The following is a 16644-nucleotide window of genomic DNA, read 5'->3' as shown; positions in this document are numbered from 1 at the left end:
AAACGGTAACTTTATTTTAAAATTAGCTTTTTAACAGCCTTAAAGTGCCTCCACATTTACCACAAGCATAGCGGCGTACGTTAATGCGGTGAACACGTTTAAACTTTTGGCCACACTGCTGGCATTTATAAACAAATTTGGGTTTTTGCTTTCTGCGTAATCCGATATCAGGTGCGTAGCGACTACCTCCAACTTTTTTCAGCAATAACTTAAAGTCTGTATCACGGTGGCGGTAACCGCGGTTTTGCAAGTGTAAATGATAATGTGTTAGTTCATGTTTAATGATTCCAACTAATTCATCATGGTATTGCGGTTGTAAAAAATGTGCATTTATCTCAAGATGATGATCAGTTAAATGATAGCGTCCCCCTGTTGTCGTCATTCGCCGATTAATCTTAACTTGATGCAGAAAAGGACGGTTAAATGATGTCAGCGAAACATGTTCAACTAATTCCTGCAATTCTGATTCAGTTAGTTCACCTGAAGAGTTTGGCATAAAGCGCCGCCTCTTTTTGCGTTTTAATTCTTACTTTGAACGCTGTAACAAGTTTTCTTTTTAGTGGCTTCTCACCTTCCATCCAAGTACCAGTAAATACATGGATAGTCTTAGAATCAGCTGATGGGTTGCATAAAACGCCATCTGGGTAAACATGAATTCCCTCTTTAAGCTCTTGTTCTTGGTTGTTGGGCTTAGCACCATACTTGTTTTTTAAAATATCCGAAACAGAGACTGTGTTAACTCCAGCTAATTGATCTGTTCGGTCGAAAGTAAAGACGCGATCATCGTAATAGTCCAGCATATCCTTCAGTAGTGGATGGTGTTTTTCGGCACCAAAAACGGCCGTAAAAGGATTGTCCTTGTTTTCAAAACCAACAAAAGCACGATCATTAAGCAAACTAGTCAAATCATCAAGAACGAGTACATCAGTATCTAAATAAATGCCCCCGTATTCATAAACAGCCTTGGCACGAATATAGTCGGAAACAAAGGCCCATTTTTTTGCTTGATATGCTTGCTCAACATATTTGTTCTCATGAATGTCAAAATTATCCTCATTCCACTCGATAATTTTGTAGTCCTGCAAGTGTTTGCGCCAAGTTTTTAGACATCGTTGAATATTTTTGGGCTTAGGATTGCCTCCAACCCAAACATAATGAATTATTTTCGGAATCATTTTTAACCTCTAGTAAAAAGTTTCTTAACTAACATAATAATGTCCTGATTAAAATCAAGCTTAAATAGGAACATAAGGGCAAAATATAGGATGAACATTACAATTGATTTGATGGCCATATTGAAAAAGGCTGACGAAACAAGCTGCGGAATAAGCATCCCCACTACTAAGACAATTAGAGCTATCAACAGATATTTCGGAATCTCTTTAAAGGAATACTTAAAATCATATCCGTCACGCACTATCCACAACCGCAAAATCAAAACGATGAATTCAGTAATCAAAATTGCAATCATCGCACCCGTTGCGCCGTACAACCTGTCCAAGAAGTAACTTAGAACTACTTCAAGAATCGCACCAACTATTACTGGGATGGCATAGTCTTGATCCCGATGATTTGCCAAGGCGAACTGGTTAGCAAAAACGCCCCCAGTTGGTATCATCACTATTGTTAAAGCAAAGAAGAACATTAACGGCGTCATCGGAATAAATTTGTGACCAAAAAAGAAGGGAACAAATTCTTTTGTATTGGCCATGATAATCACTGCAAACAATGTTCCTAGCATGACGGTTGCTTCAAGCGATTTTTTCAGAATAACACGCTGCTCTTTTTTACCTTCACCAGCCATTTTAGGCATAATGACTAGTGAAATACTTGTAACAACTCCCAAAACCATATTTGAAATACGTTGAGAATTGTCATAGTAGGCCACCTGAGTTGAGTTTTGGAAAAGACCTAAAATCGGCTTGTCAAGTGAAGTATAGATTTGCGTCGCAATTTGCGGAATTAATAATGTAATAATAGATTTAATTGTCGCTTGATACTGATAAAAGTGCTTAACTGGTCCCCCAACATAGCGCCGAATATCAAACCAGAAAACAAATGAACCAAGCATCGTTGAAACGGACATAATCAACATATATTTCCACAAGTCGCCTGGCTGTTTAACCCATAATAAAATCAAAACAACTGAAACTAGTTTAACCGCCGTATTTTTTAAAACAACACGACCAAAGTCTGCCAACCCTTGGAAAAACCATGAAATATCAACTTGAGCTGAGATTAAATATGGCACCATCAACAAAATGTATTGCCAATACTTAATATGAAAAAAACACGCAACTAAAACAACAATTAGAATCGTAACCAAGCCCGCTAATGCTTGAAAATACCATAAGCCCCAAAATGCTTCAGTTAATTCTTGTGGGCTTTTAAATGCTCGTGTTTGCGAAATTGTCCTCATTCCAATATATGAAACTGATAATGTACAAAAGATCATTAAGAACTGGACAATATTATTAACATTGCTATAAATACCATAAGTTTTGGGACCTAAAATTCGCGATAAGTATGGCACCGTAATTAACGGCACTAGCACAAGGAAAATTTGGTAAACCGCATTATACAAGATATTTAAAAAAGTTTTTTTCACAACTTACCCTCTAATGTTCTTCATTAACTTAACAACATTTTCGCAATTTGACTCAGCTTGAACTTGGTTGGATAGGTTTAGCCAATAATGTCGCTTTTGCTGAAACTGGTCAGGTTTGTCCAATGCTTCTAAAAGTTCTTGTTGGGTTTTCACACATATTCCAGGGACAACATCTTCATATGGCCCCATTAGTAAACCACGCTTTTCTTCATATTGCTGCAAATAGTTGGTGAGGAAAATAATTGGCTTATCGATTGTTAAATAATCAAAGTAAATTGACGAGTAATCAGTAATCAAAAAATCAGTATTGCCTAACAATTCGTACAGGTCAACATCTTGCTGGTTGAGATAATCATTGTTAAGGAAGGTAATATTAGAAAAATTACTATGAAGATCTTCAAATAAGCGCATTTCATACGGATGCAATTTAACAATTAAATACTGCTGATTTTGTTTTAAATTATGATTCAATTGTTCAATATCAAAGTCAGCCAGCGTTAAAAAGTTACCTTGTTCAACCTGTCTCATAATCTGACTGTCTTCCATTTCATAGCGAAATGTTGGCATGTAAATACCAATTTTGGCATCAGCATCTTCAACTTTAAACAAATCCATCAATAACTGCTTTTTGCTAATAGCCGGATTTTTTAAAGTATCAAGTCGAGGAAAGCCAGTTTTTTGATACTTATCAGTTTCAATGCCGCAGCACGCACTCATCAAACTTTCGTATAAGTCACTACTTGAACAAACAATATCAGCATTTTTTTGCCATAGTTTAGCGTTGCGCTGATCCGTTTTTCTGGTAGTATTATTTGCCATTATTCCCATTCGTTTAAGTGGAATACCATGCCAAAACTGGATGTTAATCTGCTTAGCATGAACTTTAAATGGCTGGTGTGTGGTCAAAACAAATTTAGCCGTGCCGATTTCGCGCCAAGTTTTAAGCGGTAAATGCGAAGACGGCCACGGTTCAACAAGTGTAACTTCATATTCTGGATGGCTTTTTTCCAGGTACTTGCCAAACAAATAGCCATTTGAGCCTGACCTGCCTGCCCCATTAAGAATAACCACTTTATTATCTTGTATTGGCGTAAAACGAGCAACTAGCTTCATTAATGCCAGATATAATCGAAACAAAAAACTCTTCATTATTTAACTTCCCAATTTCTTACTTAGTATAAGAGTACAGAAAAAGCTTGAGCGAACTCAAGCTTTTTTGCTTTATTTTTTAGTTTTTTAATCATTAAAAAAGATTTTTGCATCAATCAAAATAATCTCATATCAATTAATGAACGTTTACTATTTACATTTTCAACTCACTAGTTTTCAAAAAAGACCAGTTAATTGCCTAGTAAATCGCAAGTGGCTCCTTATGATCGGGCTTTGGGTAAGCTTGGTCTAAAGTTTGCAAATCTTCTTGAGTTAATTCAATCTCTAATGCTTTTAAGTTAGACAATAAATGCTCTGAGCTACTGCTTTTAGGAATCGCTAAAATATCTGGTTGTTGCATCACCCAAGCTAATAAAATTTGATAAGCAGTTGCATGATGCTGCTCAGCAATTTGCAAGACCGCCTGATTTTTCATCATTGTACTTCCCATTTTTGCGCCTCGTCCTAATGGGCTGTATGCAATTAATGGAACTTGCTTTTCTCTTTGCCAAGGAAGCAAACTGTATTCAATTCCTCGAGTTTCCAAGTTATATAAATCTTCATTAGCAGCACAATTACGGCCGCTGGGTAATTGCCATAGTTCTTCCATGTCAGCTAAGTCAAAATTTGAAACACCCCAAGCATGGATAAGGCCCTCATCTTGTAAAGACTGTAGCTCAGCAATAGTCTCTTCCAATGGTATTGCCCCGCGCCAATGGTAAAGATACAAATCAAGATAATCTGTTTGAAGGCGCTTCAAACTATTTTCTAGACTTCGTCTCATATGTTCCGCAGACGCATTTGAAGGTAACACTTTAGAAATCAAGAAAATATTAGACCGTTGGTAAGTTTTGATTGCCTCACCTACCAACTTTTCAGAACGACCATTGCCATACATCTCAGCCGTATCAATTACGCGTAAACCCGCATCAAGCCCAGCACGAATTGCAGCAATTTCTTCAGTTCTTATTTCTGGTTTATCACCCATTTCCCATGTACCAATCCCTAAAGCAGGGACCTCATGATGAGCAATTGTAACAGTCTTCATAAAATAGCTCCTTTCTGCAATCATTATTTGCATACTACTCATTTTTGATTTTAGCACACTCTTTATTGTAAACGATAACAATCCGAATTCTGAAGAAGTCCTACAATTCCTTTTCTTATTTTTTAAGTTTGTGCATTTTACACAAGCAAGGAAATTGTATTTCAACAATATAGTCAATAAAATGAGACTAGTAAGAGGTGGTAAAAATGAATAATTCTTTTACAAATATCAATTCAACTAAATTAACCTTTAAACAATGGCTAATAATTCTGGGCTCAAACCTTCTAGCCTATTGCTGTTTAATGATGCCTGGCATCCAAATCCCAGATTTTTTAATCTTCGATGAAAACCATCCAACTTTTGTAAGTGGTATATTTCAAATACTAATAGTTACGCTTTTTCTTGGAATTCAAATTTTGGGTGTTCAACTAGCTACTGGTAATAGATGGCACCGCCTATTTCATGGTCTTAAGGCAAAAGAGTGGTTCTGGGTTCTAGCCTTCTTTATTTTAGCTTACATTATTTCTGTTTTATCGGGGATGATTGCGCAAAAGCTATTCGGATCTGTTTCTGGTAATGCCGCAGCTGGCTTAACAATGAAAACACCACACGTCTGGCTAATCTTTTTTTATCAAAGATTCAGTAGTGCTATCCAAATTTTAGGTGAAGAGTTCTTGGCAATTATGCCGCTATTGGCAGTCACGCAATTGGCTACCTCTGCAAAGTTGCCGCATCCGCTATTATGGGGAAATATTGCTTCTACTTTAATTTTTGCGCTACTTCATCTATCAACATACGATTATAACCTTGGCTATGTCATTTTAGGTTTAGCATTTACACGGTTAGTTCTAAACTGGGCTTTTACGAAAACTCATAATATTTGGGTTAGTTTTTTAGTTCACTTTTTATTCGACACATTATCCTTCTTGATTTTATTACTAGCTACGAAATAAAAATAATCTTTTAATTAAAAGGCAGCTAACTGAACTAGTTATTCAGCTGGCTGCCTTTTTGTATTATTAAAATCAATTTACTTTTTATTGTTTAAGCGAAATTTGCCGTCAACATTCGAATTGATGATATAAGTCATTTCATCTCCACGAACCACATAATGTGAAAATTCCAATGGCTGATCGAATTGATTATAAACTGTCTTATTAACCTCAAATAATGGTATTACATTATCGAGTTTAAGCAGACTAGTTTGTTTTGCAGTTGGCAGACTTGTACTAATTTCACGATATGAATTTGCTGGTAATTCATGATATTTCTGTTCAAGATATTCATATAAAGAAGAGTCAGAATTAATATTAACAAGCAAATCAGGAAACCGCTCAGCAGATAACCAAGCTTCATCTATCCCCAAAGGTGTTTTTTCAATTTCAGAAAGTCGTTTGATGTAAATTAAATCGGCATCATCAGGTAACATCAATTTCCTGGCAATATCGCCGTTCTTGATAATTTCACGTTTCAAAATTTTGGTCTCACTCTTTTTATCAAGCGAAAGCGCAAATTCTGAAAAGCCTTGAATCCGGTCTAACTTACCTATCATCTTCTTAGCGTTAACATATGAGCCTTTGCCTTGAACGGTAACAACTAATCGCTCCTCGGTTAACAACTTTAAAGCCTTACGAACTGTTATCCTACTTACATTGTACTTTTGGCACAAGTACTGTTCACTAGGCAATTTTTGTTCCGGCTTTAATTCATTATTTTGAATTTGCTTTTTAATATCAAGATATATCTTGCGATAAAGCGGAACTACTGTTTCAATTGTCTCATCAGATCTCATTACAACACTCCTCAATACCACAATATTACTAAATTAAAATTGAAATAACAAACACTAAGTGCTTACTTTTTATTGTTAAAAACAGGAAAACCGTTAGCCAAAGTGCTAACGGTTTTTATTCTATCTTACTTTATAGATCTCTTATATTTTCTTAGCTTCTTCAAAGCCCATTCATAGTGACTAGAAGTATTGGCAATAAAATATGTACCTAGAGCATTATTGCCTGTCCATGGGAAAACATTCTTTTGGAATAGTTCATCATTGGTATAGGAGTCAATTAAAGCCATTGTTTTCTTATGACTTTGAGCAAGTAGCTCTTCCATTTCTTCAAGAGGAATTGATTGGTCGTTCTTCCAAAACTCTTGGTTCATTTCGCCATAGTTACGCCAATTATAGCCCTCTGGTAAATATTCTTTTGGTTTGCCAGCTTGATTACTATCAATCCAGTCAATTAATAATTTTTGCCATTCATATAAATGAGCTAATACGTCTCTAACGTTGCGGTCGCGTTTCCAATGTGCTTCTTTTAACTTACTAGTATCAAAATCAAAGTCAGCTGTACGTGCCTCTTCAGGTAATGAAGCAATTAAATCAACTATCTTTTGATATGCTGTATTACTTGCTTCAATTAAATCAGTTTTATTTGTTGGTCGTGCCATTGATAAACTCTCCTATAAACTTGTTTTGCGTTTCGACTAGCCAAGTATAATTAAATAAGTAAACTTTTGCAATTGTTATTTAACCGTACTTCTACGACCACGAGCCATCATCCAAGACCATGTGCCCATTGCCAAGATCAACCATCGTTTTGTTTACATATTGATGCCGATGTGCATGATAATCAGACAATTGCTTTTTCTGTTCAGCAATCGGATCTGTAATCGGAATTGCGGTCAACAAACTTTTAGTATAGGGATGCTTTGGGTGATCAAAGATTTCATCTGTAGGACCTGACTCAACGATGTGCCCTAAGTGAATAACGCCAATGTGACTTGAAATGTGCTTAACCATTGCCAAGTCATGCGCAATAAACAGCATCGCACTTCCAGTTTCTTCTTGAATATGTTGCAACAAGTTAACAACCTGAGCCTGAACAGAAACATCAAGGGCTGAAATTGCTTCATCGGCAATAATTAAGCGAGGCTGCATAATAACAACACGTGCAATGCCGACTCTTTGTCTCTGCCCACCAGATAGTTCTTGCGGGTACCGATTAATAAAAGAGCTATCAAGACCAACGACTTTTAGCATTTTAAGAACGCGCTCTTGCTTTTCCTCTTTACTTAGTTCTGGATAGTGGATATCTAGGCCAAGCTTTATAATGTCACCAACTTTTTTCCTTGGATTTAACGATGACATCGGGTCTTGAAAGATCATCTGCATATCTTTACGTAACTTTGAAGTACGCTTTTTATCTAAAGTGCCAGCTATCTGTTCACCTTCAAAAATCACTTCACCGTATGTTGGTTTATAAAGTCTGATAATTGAACGACCAATTGTCGTTTTCCCACTACCGGATTCACCAACAAGGCCAAAAGTTTCCCCGCTAGCAATATTAAAAGAAACATCATCAACGGCTTTAACTACTTTTTTCTTCCCAATTGGAAAATACTGTTTTAAATGGTGTACTTCAAGAATATTATTCGCCATCAGTTTCAGCTTCTTTCTTCATTTTTTCAATTCTCCTTTTAAGTACCGTCGGTATTTCTACTTTAGGTGCTCTTTTATCGAGAAGCCAAGTAGCAGCATAATGATGATCATTAACTTCAAACATTGGAGGTTGTTCTTTAAAGTCAATATTTAATGCATACTTGTTTCGTGGTGCAAAAGCATCACCAACAACTGGTTGGGTTAAATCTGGAATTGTCCCAGCAATTGTTGGCAACTCTTTAACCGCTTCATTTACATCAGGTACTGATTCAAGTAGACCCCAAGTGTATGGGTGACGCGGATCAAAGAAAATATCTTCAGTCGTACCAGTTTCGACAATCTTACCAGCATACATAACATTAACATTAGTAGCAATATTGGCCACAACACCTAGGTTGTGTGTAATAAAAATTACTGATAACTTACGGCTTTTTTGAATATCTTTAATTAAATTCAAAATTTTAGCTTGAATTGTAACATCAAGGCCTGTTGTCGGTTCATCACAAATCAATAAACTAGGATTCCCCGACAATGCAATCGCAATAACAATTCTTTGCCGCATCCCTCCTGACAGTTGATGTGGATACTGTTTCTTTACCACGTCAGCATTTTGAATTCCGACTGTCTCAATTAATTCTAGAACACGTTTATTTAATTGTTCCTTATTAATTTGGGGATTCGATGCTTTTACTGCCTCGGCAATCTGCTTTTCAATTTTCATTGTTGGATCAAGTGAAGTCATTGGGTCTTGAAAGACCATGGCAATTTCCTTACCCTTAATCTGACTTTGGACTTCTTTAGGACTTATCTTTAAAAGGTCAACTGTCTTTTGTCCATTTTCAGTTTGGTAGGTAAAGTTAATTTCACCTGATTTAATTACTTGATTGGCTTCCTTTTCACCCATAATCGGTTTAACGCTAGCCGATTTTCCACAACCAGATTCACCAACTAAAGCAACAGTTTCCCCTTTATTTACCTTGTAGCTAATCCCTCTAACTGCTTGTACATCACCATGTTCGGTATGATACTCAACTTGTAAGTTTTTTATTTCTAGAACTGTTTCAGTCATGGTTTCACCTAGCTTCCTTCAATCGCATCACGTAAGCCATCAGCAATAATATTGAAACTTAACATGATTAGGGCCAAAAATAAGACTGGGAAGAATACCATGTAAGGGTAAACGATTGCCTGCGTATAACCATCATTAATCATTGTTCCCAATGAGGCTAGTGGAGCAGGAACGCCTAAACCAATAAAGGCCAAGAATGCTTCCAAGAAGATTGCATTTGGAATTGATAGCATGAACGTTGTAATAATCTGACCAAGTGTGTTGGGCAAAATTTGCGAGAAAATAATCTTAAAATTAGATTCCCCCATTGTTCTGGCCGACAAAACATATTCACGTGACTTCAATTCAAGTACTTGGGCCCGAACTATTCTACTCATGTTAATCCAACCAACAATCATCATCGCCGTAATAATACTAATTAGACCTGGTTTCATTACCAAAACTAAAAGCGTAACGATAATAATCATTGGAATTGTACTTAAAATTTCAGTAATTCGTTGCATGAATAAATCAATCTTGCCACCAAAATATCCTGAAATAAGTCCGTAGCTCGTACCTATTACTAAGTCGATAGCCATCGCAACCAAGGCAACTCGTAATGAAACGGAGGTTCCGGCTGCTACCCTAACAAAAATATCTCTCCCCAAATTGTCTGTACCAAACCAATGGCCATTTGTACCTGGAGCTAAATTTGATTGATTTGGATAAGGTGTAGTTGGAGAAAACTGGCTAAAATGCGGTGCCAAAAAGGCAATTAACGTAATAATAACCAGTACCGCAACACTGACAACTGCTCCCTTATTTCTTAAAAAGCGATGCCAAATTAATTGACCGTATGAATATGACTTACCCGAATAATGGTCCTCGACTTCGGGATTTTGGGCAAATTCAAAATCATTGTTTTTATTATCTGTCATCTTATTCACCCTCATCTAATCTAATCCGTGGATCAATTAAACCGTATAAAATGTCAACAACTAGCATGATACCAATGAACAAAACTGCATAGAAAAATGTGATCCCTAAAACAACATTGTAATCATTAGCTTGAATTGCACTGATGTACAAAGTACCTAAGCCAGGAATAGCAAAGGCTTTTTCAATAACCATACTACCGGCAATTAAATCGATCATTAATGGTGCTAACACAGTAATTACGGAAATCAAAGTGTTCCTAATTACATGGTGCATAATTAATTGATACTTCTTAATTCCCTTTGAATCTGCTAATCGATAATAGTCTGAATCCATAATCGTAATCATGTCATTACGGACATATCGTTCGATACTTGCCATTGTAAATGTACTCAATGCAATTGTTGGCAAAATACTTGAAACAAATGGTTGAGTTTGTTGGTAAGTTCCAGGTAAAACCATTAATTTGTATGAGAAGATTAGCGAGATAATCAAGGCCACAACGAAGTTGGGTAAACTAATTCCTAATACCGAGATTCCTGTCATTAGGTTATCCCAGATGGTGCCTTTTTTAACTGCTGCAAGAACACCCATAAAGAAACCAATAATTGCGCCTAATATAGTTGCTTGTAAACCAATTTGTAATGAAATCTTGAAGTGTTGAAAAATCATTGTTGTTACCGGAGTGTTTACTTGAACTGTGTATGAAACACCAAAATCACCAGTAATCATATTTTTCAAATAATTAAAGAACTGTAGCCAAATAGGTCCATCTAGCCCGTATTTACGGTAAAGGGCAGCAACTTGAGCGTGTGACATTTTTTCATCATTAAATGGAGAACCTGGCATCGCCTTTTCCATTACAAATAAAATTAATGTAATTAAGAATAAGGTTACTACCGCGATTAAAAGTCTTTTCAAGACATATTTCTTCAAGTTCTTCCCTCCCTTTCATCTAATCAAACAGAGCTGAGATTAAATCCCAGTTCTATTTGTTTTCTAATTTATTTTATATATACATATTTAAAGACTAGTGGAACACCAGAGATATGCATTGGCATATCTTTAATGTTTGTTCGTCTTAAGACTGGTGCACCTGCTTGATATAATGGTGGACAAGCTGCGCTATCAACTAAAATATTATTTGCTTTTAATAGTAGTTGATATCTCTTAGAAAGATCAGTTTCTTTGTTTGCTTGTGCAATCAAACGATCGTACTCCGGATCTGACCATTTCGCATAGTTGCTGGCGTTACCAGTAACATACATATTTAATACTGCTGATATATCACCATAGTCTGGTGCCCAACGAGAAATACCCGCATCAAAGTTAGATTTGGCCATTTTATCTAACCTAGTTTTCTTTGAAACCTGCTGTAAGTTTACCTTCATTCCAGGTAAGTTTTTCTCAACTTGAGCTTTAATATAAGCAGCAACATTTGAATATGACGGATCACTATCATCATAAAGCAAAGTGAATGATCTTAATTTAGTTTCTGATTTAGCCTTATTCCAATACTTTTTAGCGTCAGCTGGGGAATACTGTGATAAATTAGTTGTTGATTCATCAGCAAAGTCTTTACCAGTTTTTGGATTTTTGCCAAGTTTTCTCATTACCATCGAATGAACAGGAACTGAACCATCTTTCAAAATATGAGTAGTAATTTCTTTCCTATTAAGGCTAACTGAAATTGCTTTACGCAAATTAGCATTATTTATGCCAGGTTCTTTCATATTAAATATTAAGTAGTGGTTGAAGTTGCTAATCTCATCAACAAAGTTCTTATCTTTATGATATTTTGAAACCAGTTGGCCACTCAGACGTACATAGTCAGCATTACCGTTCTCAAAAGCAATCGCTGCTTTTTCTGGATCGGTTATTACATCAAGCTTAATTTCTTTAACCTTAACATTTTTAGCGTCCCAGTATTTTGGATTCTTTACAAGCTGTACTGTATTGTCTCCTAGCTTCCAGTCTTTAATTTTATATGGTCCTGTTGCAATCACGTGACTTGAATCTTGACCAAATTTTTTACCTGTTTTTTCAAAATACTTTTGATTAACAGGAGCAAATGGTGCAAATGCTAAAATTCTGCTCAAAAATGGAACCGGATGATCAAGTTCAACAACCAAAGTCTTTGGTCCGGTAGCTCTCACACCTAAATCACTTGTAGGCTTCTTACCTAGAGTAATTGCATCAGCATTTTTAATTCCCGCAGCACCTAGTTCAAAGTTATATGGTGACGCATTTTTAGGATCTGAAAATCTCCGCCAACCAAATACAAAGTCGTTAGCTGTCACTGGATCGCCATTTGACCACTTAGCATCTTCACGAATTGTAAATGTTTTTGTCAAACCATGATTACTTGTTTTAACTTCGGATGCTAATCCAAATTGTGGCTTATCATGTGCATCCATTGTATATAAGCCTTCAGTTGTGTTAGCTACGGTAACGATGGCTGATTCTTGATATGCTACTGCAGGATCCAGAGAATCAACAGGAGTATTCTCTACCACCGTGATTTTGCTTTGATTTTGTGTGCCTGAATTCGAACTCTTCTGACAACCAGTCAGTAACATTCCAACGCAGGCAATTGCAGTTGAAACGATTGCTGCACTTCTTTTCATAAATTTCACTCTTTTCTAAATGCTTCGAACTAGGGAGAATTACTTAAAACCAAATGACTTTAATTTAATCAGTTTCAAAGAAATAAAGATTGCTTTTAAATCTACCCAAGATCTTAGTAATTGTTCAGCGCCTTATATGATAAGATAATAAGATATTTTTAATCTGTCAACCTTATTTCTTAAAATAATTTAATATGTTTATTATATTAGTTGGTGAGAACTAATTATCTCGATCATATTTTGTGAGTAAAAAAGAGGCCTAGGCCTCTTTTTACAGTCATTCAATTTACTTAATCGATGCATACTTGAAGAAGTATGGAACACCCGCAATATGCATTGGTAAGTCTTGGATGTTAGCTCTCTTTAAGACTGGAGCACCATTTTGGTACAATGGCGGACAAGAAGCACTATCAATTAAAATATTATTTGCCTTTAGTAAAAGTTGATATCTTTTAGCTTGATCTGTTGTCTTGTTTGACTCTGCCATTAACTTATCAAATTCAGAGTTAGCCCATTTACCGTAGTTACTATCATTCTTACTTTGGTACATACTTAAAATTGCTGTTGGATCAGCATAATCTGGCCCCCAACGTGTAAGTGTAACGTCGTAAGTTGCTTTTGACATTTTATCAAGTCTAGTCTTCTTGGAAACTTGTTGTAAATCAACTTTCATTCCTGGAAGATTCTTTTCAACTTGTGCCTTCACATATGCGGCAACGTTAGCGTAAGCAGGATCACTATCGTCGTACAATAAGGTTATTGATCTTAAGTCAGTCTTTGACTTAGCTTTGTTCCAGTACTTCTTTGCATCAGCAGCTGAGTACTCTGACAAATCAGTCGTAGACTCATCGGCAAAATCCTTACCATTTGAAGGATTCTTAACTAAATCTTTCATTACCATTGAATGAACTGGAATAGAACCGTCTTTCAAAATATGTTTGGTAATTTCCTTACGATTAATGCTACTAGAAATTGCCTTACGTAAATCCTCGTTATCAAGGCCAGGTTTCTTTACATTGAACATAAGGTATTGGGTAAAGTTACCAACTTCATTTTCGTAGTTTTTATCCTTACGGTACTTAGGAACAAGTTGTCCGCTAAGGTGAACGTAGTCAGCACTACCATTTTCAAAAGCAATAGCTGCTTTTTCAGGATCAACAATTACATCAAGTTTTACTTCGTTTAGCTTAACGTTTTTAGCATCCCAATATTTTGCGTTTTTCACTAATTGGATACTGTTATCACCAAGCTTCCAGTCCTTAATCTTATATGGACCTGAAGCAATCAAGTGATCTGAATCTTGAGCGAATTTCTTACCTGCTTTTTCGAAGTACTTTTGGTTGACTGGTGCAAAGTCACTAAATGCAAGTAACTTGTTCATATAAGGTACTACATGATCTAATTCAATAACTAAAGTCTTTTCACTTGTAGCTTTAACGCCTAATGAATTAACAGGTTTCTTTCCTGCAACGATGTCATCAGCATTTTTAATTCCAGCTGCACCTGGTTGGAAGTTGAAAGCTGAAGCGTTCTTAGGATTAGCCAAGCGGCGCCATGCAAAGACAAAATCATTTGCTGTAATTGGGTCGCCGTTTGACCACTTAGCATCTTCACGAATCGTAAAGGTCTTCGTCAAACCATGATTACTTGTCTTCACGCTTGAAGCCAAACCAAGCTGAGGCTTATCGTTTGCATCAATTGTATAAAGACCCTCAGTTGTGTTGGCTACAACTACAGACGAGCTGTTTGAATAGGCCAAGATTGGATCTAGCGAATCCACTGGGGCATTTTGTACAACTGTAATTTTATCTTGCTTTTTTGAACTAGAATTGCCTTTGTTCTGACAACCAGTTAGCAGCATACCGAAGCATGCAACGGCTGCTGTAGCAAGTACTGCACCTTTTTTCATGTTCATCACTCTTTTCTAAAAAGATTTCTGGTGACCAAAGCCGCCAGATAATTGACAGGTAACTGCAGCGTTTTTGCTTGCAGCTTCTGCCGCTAATACTAAATTGTTCTTATCTAAGTAAGAAACTAGAAAACCAGCAATAAAACTGTCACCTGCACCCATCGTGTCGACAACTTTTATTTTTTGCGGTTCTTGGTAATAAGATTCTTGTGAAGTTAACAAAAATGCGGGTTTTTCTCCCCTTGTAATAACAATAACTTCTGGACCTAAGGTTAAATATTTTTTGGCAAATTCTACAGCTTGGTCATCACTCATGTCTGACCCAGAGAAAAATGCAAAATCAACATTAGGAAGTGTCTTTTTAAAGTAGTCCTTATCCCGAGAAATGGAAAAGTCAAAGGAAACTTTCACTCGTTTATGTAATTCTGGTAGATATTCATCAATTCCAGAATCAATTCCTGCATGAACGACATCGAAGCCATCAATTGTTGTAAAGTCATCAGGAGTTAATCGTAAGTTTAATAAGTGTAAGCCTGAATTTTTCGGACCGGCTTCAAAGGTTCGATCGCCTTCAGTAGTTAAGAAAACTCGTGGTTGCGCCGTAGGGGCATAGACTCTACGACAGTTAACTAATTCAACTTGCTCTTCTTTTAATGATTCTTCAATATGGCTAGCACGATTGTCATTACCTAAAATGCCGAGATAAGCAGAAACTTCTGCTCCAGCTTTTTTTGCATCAACAGCAACATTGACGCAATTTCCACCAGGAAAATAAACTCTCTGCTTAACATAGGTGTCAGCTACATTATCTCCAATTGAAATTATCTTCATTGAACAAACACTAATAATCTAAGTGCCACATGTAACGACGGGCTTCTAGAGAATGTCCTCTTTCATATGAAAAACCTTCAGCAAGCTGACGGAAGACTACACCTGAAAGAATCTGTGAATAATATTCTTTAAAATTGTCATCGATTTCGTGCATATCAAAGTCTGCATTATCAATTACATAAACTTTATCACTGTGCTTCTTAGCAAAATCAACTGCACGTTGGTCCATCTTGCGAGTAACACCCATTCCTTCACAGATAATGAAAGGAACATCAAAGTCAGTAATTTCAAAAGGACCATGGAAGTATTCCGCTGAATCAATGCAGCTACTGTTAATCCATTGCATTTCTTGGAGCCAGCATGCTGAAAATGAGTATGTCTCACCCAAGTTAATGCCTGAGCCAATTGCGTAAATCAACTTCTCACGCTTTAATTCACTGGTCCACTTCTTAGCTGTATCACCGAATTGTTGGCGAGTTCTTTCAGCAATTGCTTCCAAGTCGTCAAGTGCTTTCAAGCCCTTGTCATACTTAGCATCACCAGTCACAGCCTTTAACAGACCAAAAATAAAGCCGTAAAGTACACCGGTGTTTAAATCAGAAGCGTCTGTACCTTTTCCCCAGCTGTAATGCAAAGTATAGTCAGAGTTCTTTTCCAAGTCTGAATCAGGTGTAAAGGCAATTCCAATTGTTAAAGCGCCTTTTTCTTTAGCAAATTTGGCAGCTTCATTAGTTTCTGGAGTACTACCTGAATGAGAACAAGTTACAACTACACTATGCTCGCCCAAGTCATGAGGATCACGTGTGGTAAATTCACGTGATGGCAAAATAGTTGCAGGAATGTCACACTCGCGGTTAATAATGTACTCTGCTGGTTGCATGAAAGCCATTGAGCCACCACATGCAGCAAAGTAAATATGATTGATGCCGTCAATCTTTTGACAGGCTTTAATCGCATTTGTTATTTCGTCTTGATATTGTTTCTTCATTGTTTACCTCTTATCTATTAATTGTTATATGATGTTATATAATAAGATAAGTGTATAT

Annotated in this window: 16 protein-coding genes; 1 reads left to right on the top strand and 15 read right to left on the bottom strand. The window is 36.5% G+C overall.

All coding sequences use genetic code 11. From position 1 onward, the window contains the following. Window positions 1-22 precede the first annotated feature (22 nt). From DKL56_RS02145 to DKL56_RS02125, 5 genes are all read right to left on the bottom strand, one after another. On the bottom strand, window positions 23-496 hold the full coding sequence (locus DKL56_RS02145; RefSeq protein ID WP_109715231.1) for a SprT family protein: 474 nt from the start codon (window positions 494-496) through the stop codon (window positions 23-25). Further along, window positions 477-1175, bottom strand: a complete 699-nt coding sequence (locus tag DKL56_RS02140) for a glycosyltransferase family 32 protein (RefSeq protein ID WP_109715230.1) — start codon at window positions 1173-1175, stop codon at window positions 477-479. Before DKL56_RS02140 ends, DKL56_RS02145 begins: the two co-directional genes overlap by 20 nt. Window positions 1176-1177: 2 nt before the next feature. After that, the gene (locus tag DKL56_RS02135) at window positions 1178-2608 is read right to left on the bottom strand and encodes an oligosaccharide flippase family protein (RefSeq protein WP_046306326.1); all 1431 of its coding nucleotides are present in this window, start codon (window positions 2606-2608) and stop codon (window positions 1178-1180) included. A 3-nt stretch (window positions 2609-2611) separates the two neighbouring features. After that, a complete protein-coding gene (locus tag DKL56_RS02130) occupies window positions 2612-3757 on the bottom strand; it encodes a CDP-glycerol glycerophosphotransferase family protein (RefSeq protein ID WP_109715229.1) in 1146 nt (381 codons plus the stop codon). A gap of 199 nt (window positions 3758-3956) precedes the next feature. Continuing rightward, window positions 3957-4805 (bottom strand): aldo/keto reductase, encoded by an 849-nt coding sequence (locus tag DKL56_RS02125; RefSeq protein WP_109715228.1) that lies wholly within the window; start codon window positions 4803-4805, stop codon window positions 3957-3959. A gap of 206 nt (window positions 4806-5011) precedes the next feature. Here DKL56_RS02125 and DKL56_RS02120 point away from each other — a divergent pair, with 206 nt between their 5' ends. Next, window positions 5012-5758, top strand: coding sequence for a CPBP family intramembrane glutamic endopeptidase (locus DKL56_RS02120; protein ID WP_109715227.1), 747 nt, complete (start codon window positions 5012-5014; stop codon window positions 5756-5758). A gap of 77 nt (window positions 5759-5835) precedes the next feature. Here the strand turns inward: DKL56_RS02120 and DKL56_RS02115 are convergent, their stop codons facing one another. The 10 genes from DKL56_RS02115 to DKL56_RS02070 form a co-directional block, all read right to left on the bottom strand. Next, window positions 5836-6597 (bottom strand): GntR family transcriptional regulator, encoded by a 762-nt coding sequence (locus tag DKL56_RS02115; RefSeq protein WP_109715226.1) that lies wholly within the window; start codon window positions 6595-6597, stop codon window positions 5836-5838. Between the two features lie 125 nt (window positions 6598-6722). Beyond that, the gene (locus DKL56_RS02110; protein WP_074425662.1) at window positions 6723-7256 is read right to left on the bottom strand and encodes a ClbS/DfsB family four-helix bundle protein; all 534 of its coding nucleotides are present in this window, start codon (window positions 7254-7256) and stop codon (window positions 6723-6725) included. Window positions 7257-7347: 91 nt separating this feature from the next. Beyond that, window positions 7348-8247, bottom strand: coding sequence for an ABC transporter ATP-binding protein (locus DKL56_RS02105; protein WP_074425663.1), 900 nt, complete (start codon window positions 8245-8247; stop codon window positions 7348-7350). Next, window positions 8237-9316 (bottom strand): ABC transporter ATP-binding protein, encoded by a 1080-nt coding sequence (locus DKL56_RS02100; RefSeq protein ID WP_109715225.1) that lies wholly within the window; start codon window positions 9314-9316, stop codon window positions 8237-8239. Before DKL56_RS02100 ends, DKL56_RS02105 begins: the two co-directional genes overlap by 11 nt. Window positions 9317-9324: 8 nt before the next feature. Beyond that, window positions 9325-10233: an ABC transporter permease gene (locus DKL56_RS02095; RefSeq protein WP_109715224.1), complete on the bottom strand. Its 909-nt coding sequence runs from the start codon at window positions 10231-10233 to the stop codon at window positions 9325-9327. Window position 10234: 1 nt separating this feature from the next. Beyond that, window positions 10235-11167, bottom strand: a complete 933-nt coding sequence (locus tag DKL56_RS02090) for an ABC transporter permease (RefSeq protein ID WP_109715223.1) — start codon at window positions 11165-11167, stop codon at window positions 10235-10237. Between the two features lie 68 nt (window positions 11168-11235). After that, window positions 11236-12858 carry a peptide ABC transporter substrate-binding protein gene (locus tag DKL56_RS02085; RefSeq protein WP_109715222.1) on the bottom strand — a complete coding sequence of 541 codons (1623 nt, stop codon included), beginning with the start codon at window positions 12856-12858 and terminating at the stop codon, window positions 11236-11238. A gap of 286 nt (window positions 12859-13144) precedes the next feature. Beyond that, complete coding sequence (locus DKL56_RS02080) at window positions 13145-14767, bottom strand: peptide ABC transporter substrate-binding protein (RefSeq protein WP_162542493.1); 1623 nt, start codon at window positions 14765-14767, stop codon at window positions 13145-13147. A 15-nt stretch (window positions 14768-14782) separates the two neighbouring features. Further along, the gene (locus DKL56_RS02075; RefSeq protein ID WP_109715220.1) at window positions 14783-15598 is read right to left on the bottom strand and encodes a PfkB family carbohydrate kinase; all 816 of its coding nucleotides are present in this window, start codon (window positions 15596-15598) and stop codon (window positions 14783-14785) included. Between the two features lie 10 nt (window positions 15599-15608). Then, window positions 15609-16586 (bottom strand): SIS domain-containing protein, encoded by a 978-nt coding sequence (locus tag DKL56_RS02070; protein ID WP_109715219.1) that lies wholly within the window; start codon window positions 16584-16586, stop codon window positions 15609-15611. Window positions 16587-16644 lie beyond the last annotated feature (58 nt).

It is taken from the genome of Lactobacillus apis (assembly GCF_003150935.1).
GTDB classification, from domain to species: domain Bacteria; phylum Bacillota; class Bacilli; order Lactobacillales; family Lactobacillaceae; genus Lactobacillus; species Lactobacillus apis.
This window is presented reverse-complemented; position numbering and strand designations above follow the sequence as displayed.

Coding starts and splice junctions, on each gene's coding strand:
- DKL56_RS02120 (WP_109715227.1), top strand. CDS start 5,012: ATGAATAATTCTTTTACAAATATCAATTCAACTAAATTAACCTTTAAA.
- DKL56_RS02140 (WP_109715230.1), bottom strand. CDS start 1,175: ATGATTCCGAAAATAATTCATTATGTTTGGGTTGGAGGCAATCCTAAG.
- DKL56_RS02115 (WP_109715226.1), bottom strand. CDS start 6,597: ATGAGATCTGATGAGACAATTGAAACAGTAGTTCCGCTTTATCGCAAG.
- DKL56_RS02100 (WP_109715225.1), bottom strand. CDS start 9,316: ATGACTGAAACAGTTCTAGAAATAAAAAACTTACAAGTTGAGTATCAT.
- DKL56_RS02085 (WP_109715222.1), bottom strand. CDS start 12,858: ATGAAAAGAAGTGCAGCAATCGTTTCAACTGCAATTGCCTGCGTTGGA.
- DKL56_RS02110 (WP_074425662.1), bottom strand. CDS start 7,256: ATGGCACGACCAACAAATAAAACTGATTTAATTGAAGCAAGTAATACA.
- DKL56_RS02070 (WP_109715219.1), bottom strand. CDS start 16,586: ATGAAGAAACAATATCAAGACGAAATAACAAATGCGATTAAAGCCTGT.
- DKL56_RS02080 (WP_162542493.1), bottom strand. CDS start 14,767: ATGAAAAAAGGTGCAGTACTTGCTACAGCAGCCGTTGCATGCTTCGGT.
- DKL56_RS02130 (WP_109715229.1), bottom strand. CDS start 3,757: ATGAAGAGTTTTTTGTTTCGATTATATCTGGCATTAATGAAGCTAGTT.
- DKL56_RS02125 (WP_109715228.1), bottom strand. CDS start 4,805: ATGAAGACTGTTACAATTGCTCATCATGAGGTCCCTGCTTTAGGGATT.
- DKL56_RS02145 (WP_109715231.1), bottom strand. CDS start 496: ATGCCAAACTCTTCAGGTGAACTAACTGAATCAGAATTGCAGGAATTA.
- DKL56_RS02075 (WP_109715220.1), bottom strand. CDS start 15,598: ATGAAGATAATTTCAATTGGAGATAATGTAGCTGACACCTATGTTAAG.
- DKL56_RS02105 (WP_074425663.1), bottom strand. CDS start 8,247: ATGGCGAATAATATTCTTGAAGTACACCATTTAAAACAGTATTTTCCA.
- DKL56_RS02095 (WP_109715224.1), bottom strand. CDS start 10,233: ATGACAGATAATAAAAACAATGATTTTGAATTTGCCCAAAATCCCGAA.